The organism is Enterococcus sp. E4-150 (genome assembly GCF_035726465.1).
Lineage (GTDB): Bacteria > Bacillota > Bacilli > Lactobacillales > Enterococcaceae > Enterococcus_B > Enterococcus_B faecium.
On sequence record NZ_JAPRGK010000015.1, the window covers coordinates 23,042 to 43,347 of the forward strand.

17 protein-coding genes, 3 tRNA genes, 1 rRNA gene and 1 other annotated feature are annotated in these 20,306 nt (G+C 37.5%); of the genes, 4 read left to right on the forward strand and 17 right to left on the reverse strand.

The window, feature by feature from the left end; genetic code table 11:
• Positions 1-13: 13 nt before the first annotated feature.
• The 10 genes from OZ002_RS11230 to OZ002_RS11275 all read right to left on the reverse strand — a co-directional run bounded on the left by OZ002_RS11230 (position 14) and on the right by OZ002_RS11275 (position 13,284).
• Positions 14-667: an HAD family hydrolase gene (locus tag OZ002_RS11230; protein ID WP_002287951.1), complete on the reverse strand. Its 654-nt coding sequence runs from the start codon at positions 665-667 to the stop codon at positions 14-16.
• Complete coding sequence (locus OZ002_RS11235) at positions 657-1,970, reverse strand: bifunctional folylpolyglutamate synthase/dihydrofolate synthase (RefSeq protein WP_002294071.1); 1,314 nt, start codon at positions 1,968-1,970, stop codon at positions 657-659. Before OZ002_RS11235 ends, OZ002_RS11230 begins: the two co-directional genes overlap by 11 nt.
• 309 nt (positions 1,971-2,279) lie before the next feature.
• Positions 2,280-4,925: a valine--tRNA ligase gene (locus OZ002_RS11240; RefSeq protein ID WP_002332120.1), complete on the reverse strand. Its 2,646-nt coding sequence runs from the start codon at positions 4,923-4,925 to the stop codon at positions 2,280-2,282.
• Between the two features lie 47 nt (positions 4,926-4,972).
• Positions 4,973-5,189: a binding site (T-box leader), on the reverse strand.
• Between the two features lie 128 nt (positions 5,190-5,317).
• Positions 5,318-5,965, reverse strand: coding sequence for a redox-sensing transcriptional repressor Rex (locus OZ002_RS11245; RefSeq protein WP_049141987.1), 648 nt, complete (start codon positions 5,963-5,965; stop codon positions 5,318-5,320).
• 572 nt (positions 5,966-6,537) lie between these two features.
• On the reverse strand, positions 6,538-7,749 hold the full coding sequence (gene thiI, locus OZ002_RS11250; protein ID WP_125179269.1) for a tRNA uracil 4-sulfurtransferase ThiI: 1,212 nt from the start codon (positions 7,747-7,749) through the stop codon (positions 6,538-6,540).
• A 15-nt stretch (positions 7,750-7,764) separates the two neighbouring features.
• Positions 7,765-8,907 carry a cysteine desulfurase family protein gene (locus OZ002_RS11255; protein WP_002294077.1) on the reverse strand — a complete coding sequence of 381 codons (1,143 nt, stop codon included), beginning with the start codon at positions 8,905-8,907 and terminating at the stop codon, positions 7,765-7,767.
• Between the two features lie 164 nt (positions 8,908-9,071).
• Positions 9,072-10,793: a septation ring formation regulator EzrA gene (locus tag OZ002_RS11260; RefSeq protein WP_002287957.1), complete on the reverse strand. Its 1,722-nt coding sequence runs from the start codon at positions 10,791-10,793 to the stop codon at positions 9,072-9,074.
• A 198-nt stretch (positions 10,794-10,991) separates the two neighbouring features.
• Positions 10,992-11,552, reverse strand: coding sequence for an HAD family hydrolase (locus tag OZ002_RS11265; protein WP_325083345.1), 561 nt, complete (start codon positions 11,550-11,552; stop codon positions 10,992-10,994).
• Positions 11,553-11,577: 25 nt separating this feature from the next.
• Positions 11,578-12,417, reverse strand: coding sequence for a Cof-type HAD-IIB family hydrolase (locus OZ002_RS11270; protein ID WP_002294078.1), 840 nt, complete (start codon positions 12,415-12,417; stop codon positions 11,578-11,580).
• 33 nt (positions 12,418-12,450) lie between these two features.
• Positions 12,451-13,284, reverse strand: coding sequence for a DUF72 domain-containing protein (locus OZ002_RS11275; RefSeq protein WP_002307060.1), 834 nt, complete (start codon positions 13,282-13,284; stop codon positions 12,451-12,453).
• Between the two features lie 230 nt (positions 13,285-13,514).
• On the opposite strand from OZ002_RS11275, the gene OZ002_RS11280 reads away from it, so the two are divergent.
• Positions 13,515-14,483, forward strand: a complete 969-nt coding sequence (locus OZ002_RS11280; protein WP_002298855.1) for an asparaginase — start codon at positions 13,515-13,517, stop codon at positions 14,481-14,483.
• Between the two features lie 154 nt (positions 14,484-14,637).
• Here the strand turns inward: OZ002_RS11280 and OZ002_RS11285 are convergent, their stop codons facing one another.
• The 3 genes from OZ002_RS11285 to OZ002_RS11295 form a co-directional block, all read right to left on the reverse strand.
• Positions 14,638-15,375 (reverse strand): acyl-ACP thioesterase domain-containing protein, encoded by a 738-nt coding sequence (locus OZ002_RS11285; protein WP_002287962.1) that lies wholly within the window; start codon positions 15,373-15,375, stop codon positions 14,638-14,640.
• A gap of 15 nt (positions 15,376-15,390) precedes the next feature.
• Positions 15,391-16,224 (reverse strand): fructosamine kinase family protein, encoded by an 834-nt coding sequence (locus OZ002_RS11290; RefSeq protein ID WP_156249187.1) that lies wholly within the window; start codon positions 16,222-16,224, stop codon positions 15,391-15,393.
• A gap of 201 nt (positions 16,225-16,425) precedes the next feature.
• Positions 16,426-17,754, reverse strand: coding sequence for a C1 family peptidase (locus tag OZ002_RS11295; RefSeq protein WP_325083348.1), 1,329 nt, complete (start codon positions 17,752-17,754; stop codon positions 16,426-16,428).
• Between the two features lie 293 nt (positions 17,755-18,047).
• Here OZ002_RS11295 and OZ002_RS11300 point away from each other — a divergent pair, with 293 nt between their 5' ends.
• Positions 18,048-18,212, forward strand: coding sequence for a hypothetical protein (locus OZ002_RS11300; RefSeq protein ID WP_002319627.1), 165 nt, complete (start codon positions 18,048-18,050; stop codon positions 18,210-18,212).
• A gap of 137 nt (positions 18,213-18,349) precedes the next feature.
• Here OZ002_RS11300 and OZ002_RS11305 read toward each other — a convergent pair.
• Positions 18,350-18,423, reverse strand: a tRNA-Asn gene (locus OZ002_RS11305).
• 213 nt (positions 18,424-18,636) lie between these two features.
• Here OZ002_RS11305 and OZ002_RS11310 point away from each other — a divergent pair.
• A tRNA-Thr gene (locus OZ002_RS11310) sits at positions 18,637-18,709 on the forward strand.
• 133 nt (positions 18,710-18,842) lie between these two features.
• Complete coding sequence (locus OZ002_RS11315; protein ID WP_123840458.1) at positions 18,843-19,472, forward strand: alpha/beta fold hydrolase; 630 nt, start codon at positions 18,843-18,845, stop codon at positions 19,470-19,472.
• A gap of 122 nt (positions 19,473-19,594) precedes the next feature.
• On the opposite strand, the gene OZ002_RS11320 is transcribed toward OZ002_RS11315, so the two are convergent.
• The 3 genes from OZ002_RS11320 to rrf form a co-directional block, all read right to left on the reverse strand.
• Positions 19,595-19,969, reverse strand: coding sequence for an iron-sulfur cluster biosynthesis family protein (locus OZ002_RS11320; protein WP_002298848.1), 375 nt, complete (start codon positions 19,967-19,969; stop codon positions 19,595-19,597).
• A 127-nt stretch (positions 19,970-20,096) separates the two neighbouring features.
• A tRNA-Asn gene (locus OZ002_RS11325) sits at positions 20,097-20,170 on the reverse strand.
• Between the two features lie 9 nt (positions 20,171-20,179).
• A 5S ribosomal RNA gene (rrf, locus tag OZ002_RS11330) occupies positions 20,180-20,295 on the reverse strand.
• Positions 20,296-20,306 lie beyond the last annotated feature (11 nt).

A 20,306-nucleotide genomic window follows, 5' to 3' on the forward strand; every position in this document is an offset into this window, starting at 1 on the left:
AAGAGATGGATTTTTATTTTAACAATGCAGGGATTTCATGTAACGAAGAAACAACCCCAGCTGTTTTTTTGATCAATTCTTGGGATGGTGGAAGCAGATCTGGTACCATGACTACCGGGATCTCAGCCGCAGAAGCTGCTAAAATACCATTTTGTGAATCTTCTAAAATCAATGTTTCTTTCTTCGCTGTACCTAGCTTCTGATTAGCTAACAAGAAAATTTCTGGGTCTGGTTTTGCTCGTTGAACATTTTCTGCAGAAACAATCGTCTCAAATCGTTCAAACAGATTGTTCTTCTTCAATAAAAGTTCAATGACTGCTCGTTGGTTACTGGAAGCGACAACTTTGGGAATCTGATGTTCTTCTAAAAAAGAGAGGAGTTCCAACACACCGGGCTTCATTTGTACCGCTCCTTGCGAAAAACGTTCAAGCGTTTCCTGGTATGAATCATCTATGAATCTTTGTACACTTGTTTTGCCAAATTCCGAGAAAATCATATGATAATTCGCCCATACTTCTTCATCTGAAACACCTAAGAATTTTAAATACAGGTCTTTATCATAAGGAAAACCCATCTTGTCTGCTACTACTTGTGTGGCTTCGTAATACACTAACTCTGTGTCGAACAGCAAACCATCCATGTCAAAAATCACTGCATTATACTTCATGATCTCCTCCTAATTGTATTAATAAATGGCGAACTTCTGAAATGAAATAAAGTGAACCGGTCACAACTAATACGTCTTCATTTGTCATCTTTTCCAATATATCTGCTAATCCGAATTGCCACAATGAAACGATTGATACTCTCTCACTTGCTAAATCTGATACTTCACTTAATTCGATGGCTTTTGGATGTTCAAAGGTCGTCAAATAAATATGGACATTTGGTACTTGCTGCAATCGTTCTAGCATTTCTCTAACATTTTTAGTTCGTAAGGCGGAAAACAAAATGTTGATTTGATATCCTTTGAATTCTTTTTTCAAATTCTCAACAAGCCGGTTCATTGCATGCGTATTATGGGCACCATCTAAAACAACTAATGGCTCGTTACTCAAACGCTCCATTCTTCCTGGCCATCGAGATTTCTTCAATCCCTTCAAAACATCTTTTTCTCGGAAAGGCAGCTTTTCCAATTGACAGTAAACAAAATACAATTCGATGGCTACTCCTGCATTTTCAGCTTGATGTTGCCCTAAAAGCGGAGTGGTTAATTGAGGGATCTTTCCTATTTCATTAAAAAATTCAAATACTTCTCCCCACATCTCATCAGGATGCAGATAGTTTATTTTATAATTTTCCCCGTATACATAAAGCGGTGCATTTTTTGCTTTAGCTGTTTGTTGGATGACAGTAAAAGCTTCTGGGGCAATATTTCCTGTTACTACTGGAACGCCTTGTTTGATGATTCCAGCTTTTTGTGCAGCGATTTCTTCAATTGTATCTCCAAGTATTTCGGTATGATCAAGTCCAATCGTTGTTATTCCCGTCAGCATTGGTACAGCTACATTGGTAGAATCCAATAAGCCGCCTAAGCCAACTTCGATAATCGCTACGTCCACTTTCTTCATCAAAAAATAATCAAATGCCATTGCTGTTAATGTCTCGAATTCAGTAATACCAGCTACTGCTTCAAATTGATCAAGTTGTTTGATCAGTGGCTGATATTTTTTTACAAGCTGGATCAAATCATTGTCTGGGATGCTTTTGCCATTGATTGCGATCCGTTCATTGAACGTTTCGATATAAGGTGAAGTAAATGTACCTACTGTCAGCCCAGCCTCTTCTAATAGGCTTCTCAAATAAGCTACAGTAGAACCTTTTCCGTTTGTTCCAGCGATATGGATCGTTTTTACTTTTCTCTCTGGATGCCCTACCACTTCTAATAAAGCTTCGACTCGGTCAAGGCCAGGACGTGAACCAAATGGTAATCGACTATGGATCCATTCTATTGCTTCTTCAATCGTCATCAACAATTCCCCCATTTCTCTTTTATTATAACAAATAGAACACATAAGAAAAATAAAAGTATGACAAAGAGAAAAGAAACAGAGAGAGGAACGATTTTATCAACTACTTTATTGACTCTTGATACATGATCCATCTCCCTCCTTCTCCTACATAATAAGAGTAGACTAAAAAAGAGATGTGACAAAATTTATGTCACATCTCCTTATGAATCGAAGCTAAGAGTGAGGCTCAAACTCTTTCCTGTAACGATGTTCAATCAGCTAGCTTTTTGTAATAGCTAGCTGATTTCACACTCTCTTTTTCTATTCTTATTGAATAGTACGCAAACTTTCGATTCGTTCTTTGACAGCCGTTTGCTTCTCTAAATAATCTTTTTCTTTTGCACGCTCTGCCTCTACTACTTCTTCCGGCGCGTTAGAAACAAAACGTTCATTAGAAAGTTTTCCTTGGACACGTTTTACTTCGCTTGTCCACTTTTCCAGTTCTTTTTCTAATCGTTTGATTTCCTCTTCGATATTGATCAATCCTGCTAACGGCAAGAAGATTTCTGCACCTGTCAGAACAGCTGACATCGCTAGATCTGGTGCAGTGATCTCACTTGATATCGTCAACTCTTCGGGATTACAGAAGCGTTCGATATAGCTTGTATTTTCAACTAAAAATTGATCGATTTTAGCATCGTTTGTTTTAATTAGCAACGTAATTGGTTTAGACAATGGTGTATTCACTTCTGAACGAATATTTCGAACGGCTCGAATCAATTCTTTCAATACTTCCATCCCTTTAGAAGCTGTTTCATCATCAAACTCTGGACGTACAACAGGATATTCTGCCACTACTAGAGAATTTCCCTGATGAGGAATATGTTCCCATATTTCTTCTGTAACGAATGGCATGATTGGATGCAATAAACGTAGGATCTGATCAAGTGTATGAACTAAGATGCTACGGGTGGTTTGTTTTGAAACAGCATCATCTCCATAAAGTACTTCTTTACTCATTTCGATGTACCAGTCACAAAAATCATCCCAGATAAAGTTATACAGTTGTCGACCTGCTTCACCAAATTCAAAACGATCAAATAGCTCAGTTACTCGTTCGATCGTTTCATTCAAACGAGTAAGGATCCACCGGTCAGCCACTGATTTTTCTCCAGATAAATCGATCTCTTCTACGGTCATTCCTTCGATATTCATGATAACGAAACGTGAAGCATTCCAGATTTTGTTGATAAAGTTCCAAGAAGCATCCATTTTTTCATAGCTGAAGCGGACATCTTGTCCTGGTGCAGAACCATTCGATAAGAACCAGCGGAGAGCATCTGCTCCATACTTTTCGATTACTTCCATCGGATCGATTCCATTACCTAATGATTTACTCATCTTCCGCCCTTGTTCGTCACGGATCAATCCATGAATCAAGACATTCTCAAATGGACGTTCGCCAGTAAATTCCAAGCTTTGGAAAATCATTCTGCTTACCCAGAAGAAAATGATGTCATAACCGGTTACTAAAGTGCTAGTAGGGAAGTATCGCTTATAATCTTCGCTTTCCGTATCTGGCCAGCCCATTGTTGAGAAAGGCCACAAAGCTGAACTAAACCAAGTGTCTAAAACATCAGGATCTTGTACCCAGTTTTCACTATCCGCTGGTGCTTCCATCCCTACATACATTTCACCTGTTTCTTTGTGATACCATGCAGGAATTTGATGTCCCCACCATAATTGTCGTGAGATTACCCAATCATGGACATTTTCCATCCAACGTAAAAACGTTTGATTGAATCTTGGAGGGAAGAATTCCACTGCTTGATCTGTTTCTTGGTTATCAATGGCTTTTTTCGCTAACGGCGCCATTTTTACAAACCATTGAGTAGACAGCCGAGGTTCAACAACGACACCTGTCCGCTCGGAATGACCCACACTGTGGATCATCGTATCGATTTTAATCAATCGACCGATTTCTTTCAGATCTTGCACGATTGCTTTACGAGCAGCAAAACGATCCATTCCAGCATATTTTCCTGCTAGTTCATTCATCGTACCATCATCATCCATAACATTTACGCGTGGAAGATCATGACGATTACCTACCTCAAAGTCGTTTGGATCATGTGCTGGAGTGATTTTTACTACACCTGTCCCGAATTCCATATCTACATATTCATCTGCAATGATTGGGATTTCTTTATTGACTAAAGGTAGAATCACTTTTTTGCCGATGAGCGCTTGATAACGCTCGTCTTCTGGATGAACAGCAATCGCCGTATCTCCCAACATCGTTTCTGGACGGGTTGTCGCAATTTCTACTACGCCTGATCCATCTGCTAGTTCATAGCTCATATGATAAAAGGCGCCTTCGATATCTTTATGAATAACTTCGATATCAGATAGAGCTGTTCGTGCTTGAGGATCCCAGTTGATGATATATTCACCACGATAAATCAAACCTTTTTCGTATAAGGTAACAAAAACTTTACGTACTGCTTCAGATAATCCATCATCTAATGTAAAACGTTCCCTACTGTAATCTAAAGATAAGCCCATTTTAGCCCACTGTTCGCGGATGTGGCTCGCATACTCTTCTTTCCATTCCCACACTTGATCGATGAACTTTTCACGACCTAGATCATAACGAGAAATCCCTTGCTCTCTAAGCTTCGCTTCTACTTTTGCTTGTGTCGCGATTCCTGCATGGTCCATACCAGGCAGCCATAAAGTATCATATCCTTGCATTCTCTTTTGACGAATCAGCATATCTTGCAAGGTCGTATCCCAAGCATGCCCTAAATGAAGTTTTCCAGTAACATTTGGGGGCGGGATCACGATTGAATAAGGTTTTGCTTTTTTATTTCCGCTCGGTTTAAACAAATCTTGTTCTAACCAATGCTGATAACGTCCAGCTTCAACTTCTTGCGGATTATATTTTGTTGATAGGTTATTTTCTTCCGTCATGCTGTTTTCCTCCTTTAAACTAAAAAACGTCCTAAAATACTTTCGTATTCTAGGACGTATGATTTACGCGGTACCACCTAAATTGCAATAATCAATCATTATTGCCTCTCAAGTGAGTTAACGATCACGACTCGTCTATCTCTACTCCATTCAAGACAGAAACTCCCAAGCTACCTTCACTGGTTGTCATTGAGAACCTTTCAGCAGATAGTTCTCTCTCTAAGAATGAATGTGCCAGTTACTCCTCTTGTTCAGCGTTATGCTTCATTCTACAATGGTTTTTTTTTTTAGTCAACAAGTGGTCGTGAAAAAACCACTTCATTTAGTACTAAAAAATTTTTGAAAGAATTACGACGAGTTCTCGCAAGATCAATAAGCCTACTCAAATTTTCCTAAGAAAAAACTTCTGAGTAATTCTCATCAAAGTAAATAAGCGTCTGCAACTCGGTTGTCAAATCAATGTATTGAACATTGACATAAGCTGGAACAGTTACTCTGTCAGGCGCAAAATTAAGTATAGCGGTTACATTTCCTTTGACAATTTCATCAATAGCAGATTGTGAATATTTACTTGGTACCGTAGAGATTGCTACTGTCACATTTTTTGTTTTGGCTATCTCCGCGAAACGATCAATCGGATAGATCATTTCTCCATCAATTACTCGATTGATCAGTGCTGGATCATTATCAAAGACGCACACGATATTTAGATTTTCATTTCTTCTAAAATTGTTGTGTTTCAATGCTTTGCCAAGATTTCCATATCCTACTAATGCGATTCGTTTTTCTTCTTTAGTATTAAGGATATTATTGAATACATCGATAAGGAAAGGGACATCATAGCCATATCCGCTTCTGCCTAGCTCGCCTAATTGCGAGAAGTCTCTGCGGATCGTTGCAGAAGGAATTTGGGTGATTTCGCTAAACTCATTTGATTTGATTCTACTTATGCCTGAGTCATCCAGCATCTTCAAGTAGCGTAAATATAAAGGTAATCTTTTCGCAGTTGCTTTTGGCAGTGTATCTGTTTTTTCTCGCATAACGACGCTCCTTGTTAATAATTTCACATATTTAGTGTAACATGTTTCTAACCCGGGAGCAAGGTTACAAGTAGGAAGGAAAAGGGTGTGAGACAAATAAAACGGTGTTCAAAAGCTTGCATCTGCGGTAATAAGCTCAACCAAACGTAAAATATGAGGAACTATTTTTGTTTGGCTGTTCTTATTACTTGATGCAGGGCAGCTTTTTCACAACCTCTGATACACGGTGTTCCAGAAGTAACTTCTTCGAAAAATAAGCCGAAATTTCACAAAAATTTGAAAAGCAATTTTCGTAAATTCCTTCTTATTTCTTGAAGCTGCCCACTTCTGTCACAACCTCGCTATTTCATGGGAAATTCTCTTTTTTATATCATTTATCAACTGTAGCTTGATCTCTAAATAAAATTTTATTTTTCAGTTAGTAAAAAAGAACCGGCTTTTCCATAACTTCTTGATAAATGGTATTCAATCAGCTAATCTTCGACATTAGTTCAAAAACGGTAAAATACATGGAGCTATTTTTTCGTTTTGTTTCTCTAATACTCTGGTCAAAACACTATTTTCATAACCTCTTATAGCAATTCTGAAAATTCTTCAGTTTTTTCATTAGACGATTCTGCTTGTATCTCTTCCATCTTCAAGCCAGCTAGTGCTCGTTGGATCATTTCATCTATTGCTAAACGCTCTTCATATTGATGGACCTTTTCCAGTTGAGGGCGTGTTTTTGGCTGTGGAGGAGCAAAAATCGTACAGCAGTCTTCAAAAGGCTGGATAGAAAGATTAAATGTATCGATCTGTTCTGCTACTTCAATGATTTCAAGTTTATCCATTGTCGCTACAGGCCGAATGATTGGCGTATTCGTTACTTCATTGATAGCTACCATACTTTGCAAAGTTTGCGAAGCCACTTGACCTAATGATTCACCATTCAAAATGACTAAACCATGACGAATACGGCGAATTTCATCGGTCAAACGCAACATCATTCGACGAGTAATTGTCATCCAATATCCTTGTGGCACTGACTTTTTGATTTCTTCTTGAATCTCGGTAAATGGCACTTCGATAAAATGGATCGTTCCCACATAAGGTGCTAGTTTGGCTGTTAGATCTTTTGCTTTTTGCAGTGCTTGTTCACTTGTATACGGCGGACTAGCAAAATGAACAGCTTCAATTTCCACTCCCCGCTTCATGGCAAAGTACCCTGCTACAGGAGAATCAATCCCCCCAGAAAGCATAAGCATTCCTTTTCCGCTTGTTCCTACGGGCAATCCTCCAGATCCCTTGATCGTTTCATACGATAGATAAGCGCCATCACGCCGAATCTCTACACGTAATGGAATATCTGGTTGACGCATTTGAACTTGGATATGCGGGAAAATATCAAAAACAGCATTACCTAATATTTGATTCAATTCATTACTTGTCAATTCAAATTGGTGATCGCTTCTTTTAGCGATAATTTTAAATGTTTCTTTCCCAGTATAAATTTCTTTCATGATGTCTTGAACAGCTTGTTTCAAAACTTCGACATCTTTTTCTACACGAATACTTGGAGAAAAATTTTGGATCCCAAATATTTTTGCTAGTTTTGGAATAACTAGCTGCCCGTCTGCGCCATTCAATAAAAGATGCATCCGGTCCCGATCAGCATGGATTTTGATTTCTGGAAAGTCTTTCAAAGCTTGTCTGACATTTTGTGCTAGTTGCATGATAAAGCTTTTTCGATTCTTTCCTTTTGTCGAAAGTTCCCCATAACGGACCATAATTTCACTGTATTTCACAAGAACACTCCTCTTTTAATTGATTGCAGAAAATTTCTTATAAAGCTGCTTGAAAATAATCATAAATTGCTCGACTTCTGCAAGCGAATTGTTTTCATCTAAGCTGATTCGAACAGCAGATGTAGCCAGATCATTTGGTACATGCATTGCGTGCAATGTACTGCTTGCCATATGTTTACGTGAGGAGCAGGCACTAGTAGTAGAAACAAATATTTGTTTTTCTTCTAAGGCATGGACGAGAACTTCGCCGCGAATTCCTTTTAGAGCAAAACATAAAATATGCGGTGCATAGTCAGTTCCTTCTGAAAAAATCGTCACTTTCTCATACGTCTTCAACGCATTGATTAGAGCTACTTTTAAGCGTTGTGTCTGCTCAGGTTTTTGTTCCTTTATCTCTAATGATAAACGTAAAGCTTTAGCCATAGCCACAATACCTGGAACATTTTCTGTCCCACTTCGCTGATTTCTTTCTTGCCCTCCACCTGTCAGTAATGGTGCTAAACGACGACCCTTTTTCCAATAAATGAAACCAGTTCCCCGTGGGCCATGGAATTTATGAGCTGAAAATGTTGCAAAATCAACTCTTTCTGTCAACCATTGCGAGAATGGTACTTTTCCAATCGCCTGAACAGCATCTACATGGAAATGAATTTTAGGAAAATCATCCAAAAGATCACTGATTTCCTGGATGGGCTGAATCGATCCTACTTCATTATTCACAGCCATAACAGAGACTAATACTGTCTCTTTTCTTATTAATTCTTTCAATTCGTCGACACGTACAAATCCGCGTTTATCCACTGGGGCGATACTTACTTCGATTCCTAATTCTTTTAATTGTTCTGCTGTCTCGCTGACGGCCGGATGTTCGACTCCTGAAATGATCATATGATTCCCATATTCTCTTTTTTCGATCATCGTTCCTTTTAATACCCAGTTATCTCCTTCTGTTCCGCCTGAAGTAAAATAGATTTCTTCTGGTTCTACATGGATCAAATCAGCGATCTGCTTTCTTGCTTGCTGCAACAACCGGTTAGCTTGATTGCCTAAATCATGCAAGCTTGATGGATTCCCAATAATCCGCTGACTGGTTTTTACATATGCATCTAAGCTTTGCGGAAAGATTGGGGTTGTTGCACTGTTATCAAAATATATCATAAGAAACCCCTCTTTTTTGAAATTCTTTTCTATTATAACGGTTGTCCAAGGTGCTTTCAAGAGCAGGTGAAATTTTCACTTGTTTCAATTTTCAAATATACAAAAAAAGACAAGAACAAGACAATAATCCGTCTTGCTCTTGCTGGTTTACTAACTTTTTTGCTTTATACTAAGTCTGGATGATTAAAATAAAAATCTTCGATGCGTTTGAAAGCACCTGGTTCTACTCGCTCTAATGCTGTACCGATTTCGTCTAATGCTTCTTGATAGTGATATTCTTTATTGAATAAATAGTAGCTTTTATCAATTGCTTCTCTCACTTCTTCGTGTGTATGACGATAACGATTTGCATATTGGAGCATTTGCTCCGTTAATGCTGCTGCATCTACTAAATCATGTGTCTTCTTATCTAATAATTCTAGATCTTCTTCACATAGAGCAACTAAACGATTGACCTCTTCCATGTTTACTCGAATTTTATTCAAGACAACACTTAGTTCTTCAATACGGTCAGTAGCAACAAAAAAGAATTCTAGGTAATCATTCGGCAAGCCAGGCAAACGTTGTTTTTCTACAAAACGTTTCAAACTGCGCAATTTGAATTCGAATGTATCGATCTTTTCTTGCGCTTCTTTTTCGCCTTTTCTCAATTCATGTAATGAGTCGTCGATCTCTACTTGTTGCTTTTCGATATCTTCTAAGACTTTGAAGACTGTTTTATAGAACGTGCGCACTTCTGAATAAGGAATTTCGTGTTGACGGATCTGTGGAATCATCTGTTCATTTTGACGTTCCATTTCTTCCACTTCGGTTTGGAAACCTCGTACACGGCCAATTTCATTGTGGTTCAATGTATAGCTTTGAGATGTGTGATCCAGCTCAATCAATAATTGACGGTTATTCTTTGTTGTATGTTTGATATACTCTGCAATCGTTGATTGGTTAGTTTTTACATATCTCTGAGCTTCCATTTCCCGTTCTAAGATATCATATAACGAATCAATCAAATCAGCTGTTTCACGGTTTTCAAATTCGACCGTTTCAACTTCTGTTTTTTCAAGATTGGCTAATGAATTTTCAATTCTTCGACTTACTTTTGCGATATCTTCAGCAAGATCTTCTTCTGGGAATACATATTGTTCTTCCATCAATTTCTCGTAAGTATCACTGATTTCTTCAAGTTGTTCAGGGAAAGTGGTATGGAGCTCCTCATACAGCGGTGGAATTTTTTTCATCAGAGCTTCCACTTCATACGTATGTTTTTCTGCTTTATCCAAAACCTCGCGGGCTTCAACAGGGTCTCCAGAAGTGTTTAAAGTCACAAACTGCGTAAATTCTTTTTCGATCACTTTGATCTGTTTTTGCAATTCAAAAAGAGCTGGTCCGTATTCATGCTCGTCTTCTCTGACTTTTTCTTTCAGCTCTTCATAGACGTCAAGTGCCTGCTGAACAGCTAGTGAGTTGCGTTCTTCCGTTTCCCGCAATTCCTTTAGACCTTCACGGATTTCCGTCACTTGTTTCTCCATTTGGTCCATTGTAGCTTCTGCTTCAACAACTGCTTTTTTTCCTTTTAAGAACCGAAAACTTTCATTGAGGTTTTCCACTTCGAAAATTTGACTTTCTAGCTCAGCGAACGAGGAAGTAGATATGTCATTCCATTTTTGACTCCATTCACGAAAGGTATTTTGGCTTTGCCCAACCAGATGCATTTTTTTAACATCATCGACTTCTTCAATCACTGGCAAGTCAAATAATTCTTCCTTGCGTTTTTCTAAGGCATCCAATCGATCTTGGTTTTTTTTCTTCATCAAGTAACTAACCAAAAAGACGACAATGGCGACTATAATGATTGCAATGACGATTCCGATGATAACATTATTTCCCATTTATGGTTCCTCCGTTTTCAGTATGCATCTTTTATGCAACAGATGGCGTTCTGCTTGGCATAAATCCAAATAATACGTCTCTCGTGCAAAAGACATCTATTCTAGATTATAGCATACTATTTTCATGCATTCACTAACTTAAACGAAAATCTTTTGTTTTTCCATCGTATAAAGATAACAAAAATAGTGAAACTCTGATCACTCTTTTTCATTTGTACACATGCCTATATCAGCGGATTTTTTCTTAGCAATCGCTTCTTGAATCTGACGTTGGATTTCTGCCGCGATTTTAGGTTCTGGAGCATATTCCATCTGCCAGTTTTCAGGTTTCAACACTTTATTTGTTACAGGGTCATAATGAGGTTTTCCATCTGGAAATAATTTCCCCATATTTGCCTGATGGACGATTTCGAATATTCGATCAGGCACTATTCCTAGTAATGAAAAAGAACCATAAGTAAAGTAAAGGATATCTGTCAGTGCATCTACTTGTTCAATCAGCGGATCACTTCCCCACTGTGTTTTACCAAATATTTTTTCTTCTGCTTTATCTAATGCTTCGTGCAGCAGCATAACAGCTTCATGCAGTTGTTCTTTATTAGGTGAAGTAGCTGCAACAAATTCAACAAGTTCTTCTATTTTGAACGCAGCACGTGTATGAGCTTCATTTTCTGTAAAAGCCGTGGGTATCTCTGGTCTTCTTGGATCAAAAGTTTTGTGGAATGTTTCTACTTTTTGAAAAGGTGTCTCTGCTTCCATACTGATTTTTTCCTTCTTTCATTGACTAATAAATCAGACCGAAGTGTTTCAGTCCTTCGTATATCCCATCTTCTTCATTTGATTGAGTCACAAAGTCTGCAGCATGTTTTACTTCGATCTGAGCATTCCCCATGGCCACTCCAATTCCTACACCTTTCAGCATCTCGATATCATTGTAATGATCGCCAAATGCCATAATTTCTTCCATTTCAATTCCGACAGCATTTGCGAAAGCTTGGATGCCTAGTAATTTTGAACCACCTTTTGGGATGATATCTACAGTATACGTATTTGAACGCTGAAACGTACACTCGGGAAAGCGATGTTCTAACTTTTTCTGTTCTGACTCCGGACTGAGCAATATACATTGATAAATTGGTTCTTTTAATATCTCTAACGTTTCATAACGATCCTTTTGTCGGTGAGGGCTAAAAACCTGGAGGATTTTTTTCATCAGACGTACCGGGAATTTACGCGGTAAAAAGCTGACTAGTCGCTTGATAAAAATCGATTGTCCTAATAGCATCGTCGTTGATCCATCTAACCGATTTCTCGCACCAAAAACGATTTGTCGATGGTTCTCATCTGCAAATTCAACAATATGTTCCAATACTTTTTGTTCAAAAGGGTGGTCGATAATCGTGCGATCTGCAGTAAAAACCAGTTGACCATTATACACGACATACATATCTAATTCCAATTCATCAATGATTTCTTTGATCTTTACTGGGCTGCGCCCCGTTGCTACACCGCATAAAATGCCGTTTTTCCGAGCATATTCAATTGCTTGTTTTGTTGATTCCAACGCTTTTGAACGATTGGTGACCAATGTTCCGTCAATATCAAAAAAAATAGCTTTGATCATAGACTTCGCCCCTTTCTTGAATAAAATAAGCCCTTAAAACAGATCCATTTGGGTTGGATTGAGTCCATCTGGCTTGATATTTAATATTTTTTGCAGTGCTAATGCATTTTCAGCCGCATCACCACCAGAATTATTATTAAAAATCACACCTACCTCTTTTGTCTTAGAATCAACTACTTTGACTTCATGTGCTAGTTCTTGCAGTTCTTTTTCTGAATAACGATATAACGTTCTTTTTTTACGCCACTCTTTATCATTTGCTTGCCATCCTTGCGCATTCCTACCATGGAATCGAAAAAGAGCAAAGTTCGGATTGGTGACAAATGGATCAAAAGGAATCGTTGTATTCAGCAACTGTGGCTCATCGATGATGGCTAAAGAAAAAGCGGCTTTAGACATAAAGTTTCTTGTACGTTCAAGAAATTCATCGCTGTACCAAGAATAATCCCGCAATTCTATAGAAACAGGATAACCCTCAAACCACTTTCTAAGTTTGCGCAAGTACTGGACATTTTCTTTAGTACATTTGAATGATGAGGGGAATTGGACTAAAAAGCAAAACATCTTTCCAGCATCTACCATCGGCGACATAACATCTAAAAAATGCGCAATCATCTCTTCTTCGGTCTGATAATAAGGCTTCCAGTCTCCTTGACCGCTGATTCCTTGATAGACTTTGACTACAAAGCGAAATGATTCAGGTACTTCATTTATCCAATTCTCAACTGAGGACTTTCGGGGAATTCCATAATAGGCAGTATCTAATTCCACTAAGGGTAGAAATCCGGCATATTCATACAGAGTGTTATTCTTTTTGCCAGTTAATTTGTCATGTTCTTTAAACGATGTTAATCCGATTCTGATCATTTTCGACCACCTTCGTAATTGTTTTCTCTTGACTGCTTTTTTATAAAAGAAACTCAACCAAATACTCCGTGCATTAAGAGGTCAAGGTCGAGTCTTCTTCGTTTAAGTAAGGGCAGCTTTTTTATAATAAGTCTGGCTATTGTTATTCTTCACTGATAGCAAAACTCTTTTATATAGTATACAATAAGATTTAACGGCTATGCAAAATTATTCGTAAGGAAGTCTGTAAAATGAAAAAAATACTTGTACTACACACCGGCGGAACGATCGCCATGAAAGAAAACATGCTCACGGGCGGTGTTAGTCCTGATGTGGCAAACCCATTATTAGATGCAGAAATCACAATCCCCAAGCATGTAGAATTATTAGTTGAAGATATCTTCAATCTTCCCTCACCACACATCATGCCTTCTCACATGTTGGTATTAAAAGAACGTATCTTGTCCGCTTATGCATCAGGTATATCCGGAGTGGTGATCACACACGGTACAGATACATTAGAAGAAACTGCTTTTTTTCTTGATACAACGATTGGCGACAAATTACCAATTGTTTTGACTGGGGCAATGCGTTCAAGTAATGAACTTGGAAGTGACGGCCTTTATAATTTTGAAAGTGCGATTCGTGTCGCAAGTTGTGAAGAAGCGCTAGATAAGGGGGTTTTGGTGGTCATGAACGATGAGATCCATTCTGCACGCTACGTGACAAAGACCCATACCACAAATGTTGCTACTTTCCGAACACCTACATTGGGTCCCATCGGCTTAGTAACTAAGAATCGAATTTTATTCTTGCAGGAACTTTTAGAAACAAAGCGACTGGACATTTCCGCTGTAGATGGGACTATCCCGATCGTTAAAGCATATGCTGGGATGCAAGGGGACTTATTGGAAGCCATCGCCCATACGAAAGTAGACGGTTTGGTAATCGAAGCTTTAGGTGCGGGGAATCTCCCTCCACAAGCCTTAGCTGCTTTGGAAAAGCTTCTTGTCCAAAAAATCCCTGTAGTACTTGTTTCTCGTTGTTTCAATGGAATCGCAGAGCCTGTTTATGATTATGAAGGCGGGGGAAAAGAACTAGAAAAAATGGGGATTATTTTCTGTAACAGTATTAATAGTCAAAAAGCACGTTTAAAACTATTGATTGCTGTAAACTATGGTTTGTCGGGTGAAGAATTGATTTCGTTTATCCAAAACTAAACATCATTATCTAATAGCTAAACTTAAAAAGAGAGGCTGTGACAAAAATAGCTTCTTCGAAAACTAAGTCGAAAATTTACAAAAATTTGAGAAACAATTTTCGTAAATTTCTTCTTATTTCTTGAAGCTGACCCCTTCTGTCACAACCTCTTTTTTATTTATTTTTCCATATAATATTTGCTTCACAATACAGCTGTTCTTGCATTCGGATTTCATGTTTTGTTTTGACACCATTTTCGATAGGGATTTGTTCAAAATGGCTTTCGATCTCATTCCCGTACTCTACTTCTTTATCAAATCGAATAATTACTTTTTCTGGAACATGCGTAGTCAAAAAGTCATATCCTAATACGTCAATGATCCAATTAAAATACATCGCATTATTAACATGCTGATTACTATCGATATCATAAAAACGAACACGATATGGCAACATGAAGCCCGAATCAATCTTTTCAATTTTTTCCTGACGCTTGATTTTCTTGATCTTCTCACTCTCAAAAGGAGCAATGATCTCTTCATTAACACTGCTCATTTTTCGATTCACAAAATCCATCAATACGAAAACAGATTCTATTTTGACTAATTCTTTCCCATCTTCATCATGGATCCAGAAGTTCCGATAACAGAAAAACTTATTGTACTCCATGGCTTGAGTCGTTACTGAGATTACTTCACCGACTCTAGGGAGACGATTAATCTCCATGGAATAATTCGTGATGACCCAAGTAAGTCCAAAGCTATTGACGAATTCACTGCCTCTTCCCAACTGGTCGCTTTGATCTTCAGACGTTTTGATAACTACTCCTAACATCGAAGGAAATGTCATCGTTTGGTTGATGTCACACTCATAATATGAAACTTCATGCTTTTTGGTATATTTTTTTGCCAAAAACACGCCCTCCTCTTAAAAATTTTCTAGTAATTGATCTACTTGGGAACCGTAACTTTCTCCAAACATATTCAAATGTGCCAAAAGATAATATAACTGGTAAATCGGCAGTCGGTCTTTCCATCCCTTTTCTAATGGAAATATAGTTTGATAAGCATCTAAAAATTCCGGTCGGAAACCACCGAATAACTGGCTCATTGCAATATCTTGTTCCCGATTCCCATAAGAAACAGCTGGGTCGACAAAAACTGGATTCCCTTGCTGGTCAAAGAACACATTACCACTCCACAGGTCTCCGTGCAAGAGGCGTGGAGTGATCTTTTTTGGTTCAACCGATTTCAATACACGTTCTTTAAATCGCAGATACTTTTCTTGACGCTGTACATTCCATCGATTCGTTTCTTCTGCCAAAGAAATCTGGGATTCAAGCCGATCTTTAAAGAAAAAAGTCCACCAATCTTCTTCAAAAGAATTTTTCTGAACAAGTGTACCCAAATAGTTATCTTTACGAAAACCAAATTGTGGCGCTGTTTGCTGATGGAGATTAGCTAAAGCTGCAGCAAGATCTCGTTGATCCCCTTTTCCCGGCTCGATCCATTCCATTAACAAATAAGCGCCTTCACTTGTTTCACCTAGCATATACGTATCAGGTACACGTACGAATGCTGACAGTTCTTTTAATCCGTCTACTTCTGCTTCAAAAAATCCTTTTTTTACATTCGGATGGATTTTTAAAAAATAAGCACGATGTTCGGTTTTTATACGATAGGTCTGATTAACATCGCCACCAACAACTGGAATCACTTTACCATTTAATTTCAGATCAGATAAAACAGTTTGGATATCCATGACTTTCCCCCCTACTCCCAATTTTATTCTACTTCGTCATCATATTTTTAATGATAAAAGGATTATTTCCAATCCTTATCCTTTATTTAGAATTATAGCACAGAGACCATAAAAAACAGGGAATGGACTTTAAAGATAAAAAGAGCTGGCTTAAGCCAGCTCTTTTTATCTTTACTACATACTCTTCATTGAAATACTCGTCTATGCTAAAGCACCCATTGGATCCCACGGAGATAGAACAATTGGTTCTTCATTGAACGCATTTAATTGCTCTTTCGTCAATAAATCTTTTCTTACAACGATTTGGTACGTATATTCGTCCATCCAGGCATCACTCATAACGAAGAAGCCATTCTTTCCAACTTTTTCGCCCCAGCTATTTTCGACTTTCCATTTTGTTGATTGCCCGTCTATTAAGTCAACACCGGTCAATACCATCGCATGGGTCATCAGACTTTCTCCAAAATCTAAACGTTCAGCTTTAGTCATTGTAAAATCCGTATCAAATAGATCATCCATTGAATAAGCATCTAAGGCCATGATGCCGCTAGTTCTAGTAGAAGATTGACCTACATCACAACCAAACCAAACAGATTCTCCTTCTTCAAGCTGAGCAATCGCTAATTTTTTGAAAGTTTCCATATCAACATTCAGATATTTGACTTCTTTCCCGCCAACGACATTTCCTAGCATCTCTACTGTATAAGAACGATTGAATGGTTTGTCTTTTGTTGGTGCATTGATCACGCTAACATAATCATCTAATTTTACACCGATGTATTTATCATAAAAAATTTGTGGTGTCAGTCCTCGGTCAAGATGATAGTTTTTTTCTTCATCGCGGTACTCAAAATCGAATTCTTTTGGAGGTGTTCCTAATGAGATAGATAAGAAGTTATAAATGCTTTCTAGCATTTCTTCTTTCTTTTCTTCAATAGCGTCTAATGTTTCTCCTTGAGCAACCATTTTCCGTAACACTACTGCATCTTTACGCAGTAATTTGTTCAAGTAGTTATTCAAATCTCGAGAATTTGAACTATTCGCACTTTCCGGCATCACCGATTTAGGCACAACGCCATATTTTTGGAATAATGAAACGATCATATCCCATTGGCCGCCATCTTGTTGAGGAGTAGCGAGTAAGAAAGCTACTTTCCGGCTATCGATTGCCTCTTTTCCTGTTGCAATGATGTTTTCATAGAAATAATTTGCCTTTTCATATTTATCCCAGAAAAAAGTGTAATTTTGTGATAATTCAAACTCTTTTAAATGGAATTGATTCAGCATCTTATGACGGAATGTGTTCAGTGCAGCAAACATCCAGCAACGCCCCGATTGCATTTGATTAGCCACTTTCCCCGTAGCCAAATCTATAGAAAATACCGGTGTATTCTCCACATGTGCTGAAACATTTTCAGCAGAATCGGTAATTCCGTTCTTCACAACTGCCCGCTGCAATGCCTGCTGTTTGATATTTGCTTGAAACTGTTTGTTAAATTTTGTTGTCATATCAGGCGTAATAGCTTTCATCCAATCATCCTTCCAAATCCAAGTTATACTTCGTATTTTACTCTTAAGAATTTAGAAATACAATCTCTTCTATGATGAAAATTTCACTTGAATGAGAATATACTTACAATTTCATGAAGGAAAACTTCATACGGTATCGATAATTTTCAGATAAAAATGGGGATATTTCTATGCGATCATGATAATGGACTGTATAATAAAGAAAAGGCTTAGAAGAACATAATTCTACAAAATAACGTTCAAGAATGCTGAATGAATAAAATACTATAATGCAAGAAAGGAGGATAAATAAAATGAAAAATCTGATGGCTGGCGGCTTTTTGTTTGTAGGTGGTAGCATACTTATGAATACAGAACATTTTGGAAATATTGTCCCTTTCCTTGGGGTAGCTTGCGCCTTGATTGGTGTAGGGATGCTGATTTATTTCGTATTTAGCGATGATGGGAAGTATGGTTGATTATGAGTAGCCAACTCTACTCTTTCGTAAAGATTACAACATACGTGACAAAAACAGAAAGCTTGATTCATCATAATAATAAAAGAAAAAGAAACCCAAGTGATTGGATTTCTTTTTCTTTGCATAAGCTTTATTTACTCCGGCAGTAGGACTCGAACCTACGACATCATGATTAACAGTCATGCGCTACTACCAACTGAGCTATGCCGGAATCAAGTACATGAATATAATATCAATTTCTTCTAAATAACGCAATACTTTTTTTGAATTTTTTTATTATATTATCAAAGAAACCGTTCGCATTTTTTGTTATTTTTATTTTTTCTAAAATCTGTTTTCCTATTAGAGAAACACATTTTTTCGAAAAAATTCTGTTGACAAATACATTAATATTCGTTATCCTATTATTTGTATTAATGATAATGCCGCTTTAGCTCAGCTGGTAGAGCGCTTCCATGGTAAGGAAGAGGTCGCCGGTTCAAACCCGGCAAGTGGCTTCCTTAAACAGTGCAGCATATTGGTTTAACAATGTGTCTGCGCTGTTTTTTTATTTTATGTCATAAGAAATGAATGTTTATATTTTAATAGCACAAAGAAAGTCTATATGATAACTATAAAAAGGAGAGCAATATGAAAATTGTTTTTTTGCATGGTCTAGGCCAAGACGAACAATCATGGAAAGATGTAATCTCTTATCTACCCAATAGTTATTCTTGCAAAAGCCTTTCATTGTTCAATCATTTAAACAGCACAGACACTGCTACTTTAGACGACTTAACCAAATACATCGAAGTACAATTGAATCAGATAAAGGAACCTTTTATTTTATGTGGATTATCTTTAGGCGCTGTTATTGCTTTAAACTATCTTGCAACTCCTTCTCCATATTTAAAAAAGGTTGTTTTAGTCGCTCCACAATTTGAGTCTCCTAATCGCTTATTGCTTACTTTCCAGAATATTTATTTTTACTGCGTACCTTCTAAGATATTTGAAAAATTAGGTCTATCTAAAAAACAAACCCTTACCCTACTTCGTTCACTTGAAACATTAGACTGCAAAAAACAGCTTCGTACATCACGACTTCCTAAATTGATTTTATGTGGTACCAAAGATCATGCGAATAGACCAGCAGCAAAACGTTTATATAAACTTTCAACGAATGGCCGGCTACTCTTTATTAAAAACGGAAAACATGAATTGAATAGAGAAAAGCCAGAAATAATGGCACAAGCTATGCGATCTTTTATCGAAAATAGTTAATTTAAAAAAAGACGACAAAATGTGTCGTCTTTTTTATTTACCATGGTAAGAATGTTGTCTTGTTTTTTCAATACAGCTTGATTGAGACTAGTTTTATGGATCATGGATCAATGAAGAGAAAATTATTGTTTCATGCCAGAGAATTTTTCTGGTCGTAGATCTACTAATTGAACATGACTGTCTAAAGAACCACTTGGGCTTTCAAGAGTAAATACACCTAGACGTGGATCTAAAGAAAGGGTCATATGTTCATCCATGTACATTTTTGAATAATCTTTTATATAAACATCCCCAATATCACTATCTAATTGGAGTTTATAATCATTTTTTCTCTGTTCTTTATCAAGAAGAAGTAAACGAAAACTAGTATCTAAAGAGCAAACACCCATTTTAGAATATTCCCCAACGCCATCATCTAAATCCAATATAACTGTTGCGCCTTCATCAATATATTTTTGTAATCTTTCTTGTGCTTGTTCCGTAATTTTAAGATACATAACTAATACGCCCTCTTTCTTTTTCTTACAAAAGCATGCTAGCATATATTAATAAAATTATCTAAAGTCCTGCTCAAAACAAAAAGATGTAAGAAATATCTTATGATATTTCTTACATCTACTTTTACTCCGGCAGTAGGACTCGAACCTACGACATCATGATTAACAGTCATGCGCTACTACCAACTGAGCTATGCCGGAATAACATCAGCGTGGCGACGTCCTACTCTCACAAGGGGCAACCCCTCACTACAATCGGCGCTAAGAAGCTTAACTTCTGTGTTCGGCATGGTTACAGGTGTATCCTTCTCGCTATCGCCACCACACTGTGGTGTTA

Bases quoted from the DNA above. Each gene is read 5' to 3' on its own strand.
- OZ002_RS11275 (WP_002307060.1), bottom strand. From the start codon at position 13,284: ATGATCAGAATCGGATTAACATCGTTTAAAGAACATGACAAATTAACT.
- OZ002_RS11270 (WP_002294078.1), bottom strand. From the start codon at position 12,417: ATGATCAAAGCTATTTTTTTTGATATTGACGGAACATTGGTCACCAAT.
- OZ002_RS11240 (WP_002332120.1), bottom strand. From the start codon at position 4,925: ATGACGGAAGAAAATAACCTATCAACAAAATATAATCCGCAAGAAGTT.
- OZ002_RS11265 (WP_325083345.1), bottom strand. From the start codon at position 11,552: ATGGAAGCAGAGACACCTTTTCAAAAAGTAGAAACATTCCACAAAACT.
- OZ002_RS11260 (WP_002287957.1), bottom strand. From the start codon at position 10,793: ATGGGAAATAATGTTATCATCGGAATCGTCATTGCAATCATTATAGTC.
- OZ002_RS11255 (WP_002294077.1), bottom strand. From the start codon at position 8,907: ATGATATATTTTGATAACAGTGCAACAACCCCAATCTTTCCGCAAAGC.
- OZ002_RS11245 (WP_049141987.1), bottom strand. From the start codon at position 5,965: ATGCGAGAAAAAACAGATACACTGCCAAAAGCAACTGCGAAAAGATTA.
- OZ002_RS11295 (WP_325083348.1), bottom strand. From the start codon at position 17,754: ATGAAAGCTATTACGCCTGATATGACAACAAAATTTAACAAACAGTTT.
- OZ002_RS11320 (WP_002298848.1), bottom strand. From the start codon at position 19,969: ATGTATCTTAAAATTACGGAACAAGCACAAGAAAGATTACAAAAATAT.
- OZ002_RS11300 (WP_002319627.1), top strand. From the start codon at position 18,048: ATGAAAAATCTGATGGCTGGCGGCTTTTTGTTTGTAGGTGGTAGCATA.
- OZ002_RS11315 (WP_123840458.1), top strand. From the start codon at position 18,843: ATGAAAATTGTTTTTTTGCATGGTCTAGGCCAAGACGAACAATCATGG.
- OZ002_RS11280 (WP_002298855.1), top strand. From the start codon at position 13,515: ATGAAAAAAATACTTGTACTACACACCGGCGGAACGATCGCCATGAAA.
- OZ002_RS11235 (WP_002294071.1), bottom strand. From the start codon at position 1,970: ATGACGATTGAAGAAGCAATAGAATGGATCCATAGTCGATTACCATTT.
- OZ002_RS11230 (WP_002287951.1), bottom strand. From the start codon at position 667: ATGAAGTATAATGCAGTGATTTTTGACATGGATGGTTTGCTGTTCGAC.
- OZ002_RS11290 (WP_156249187.1), bottom strand. From the start codon at position 16,224: ATGGATATCCAAACTGTTTTATCTGATCTGAAATTAAATGGTAAAGTG.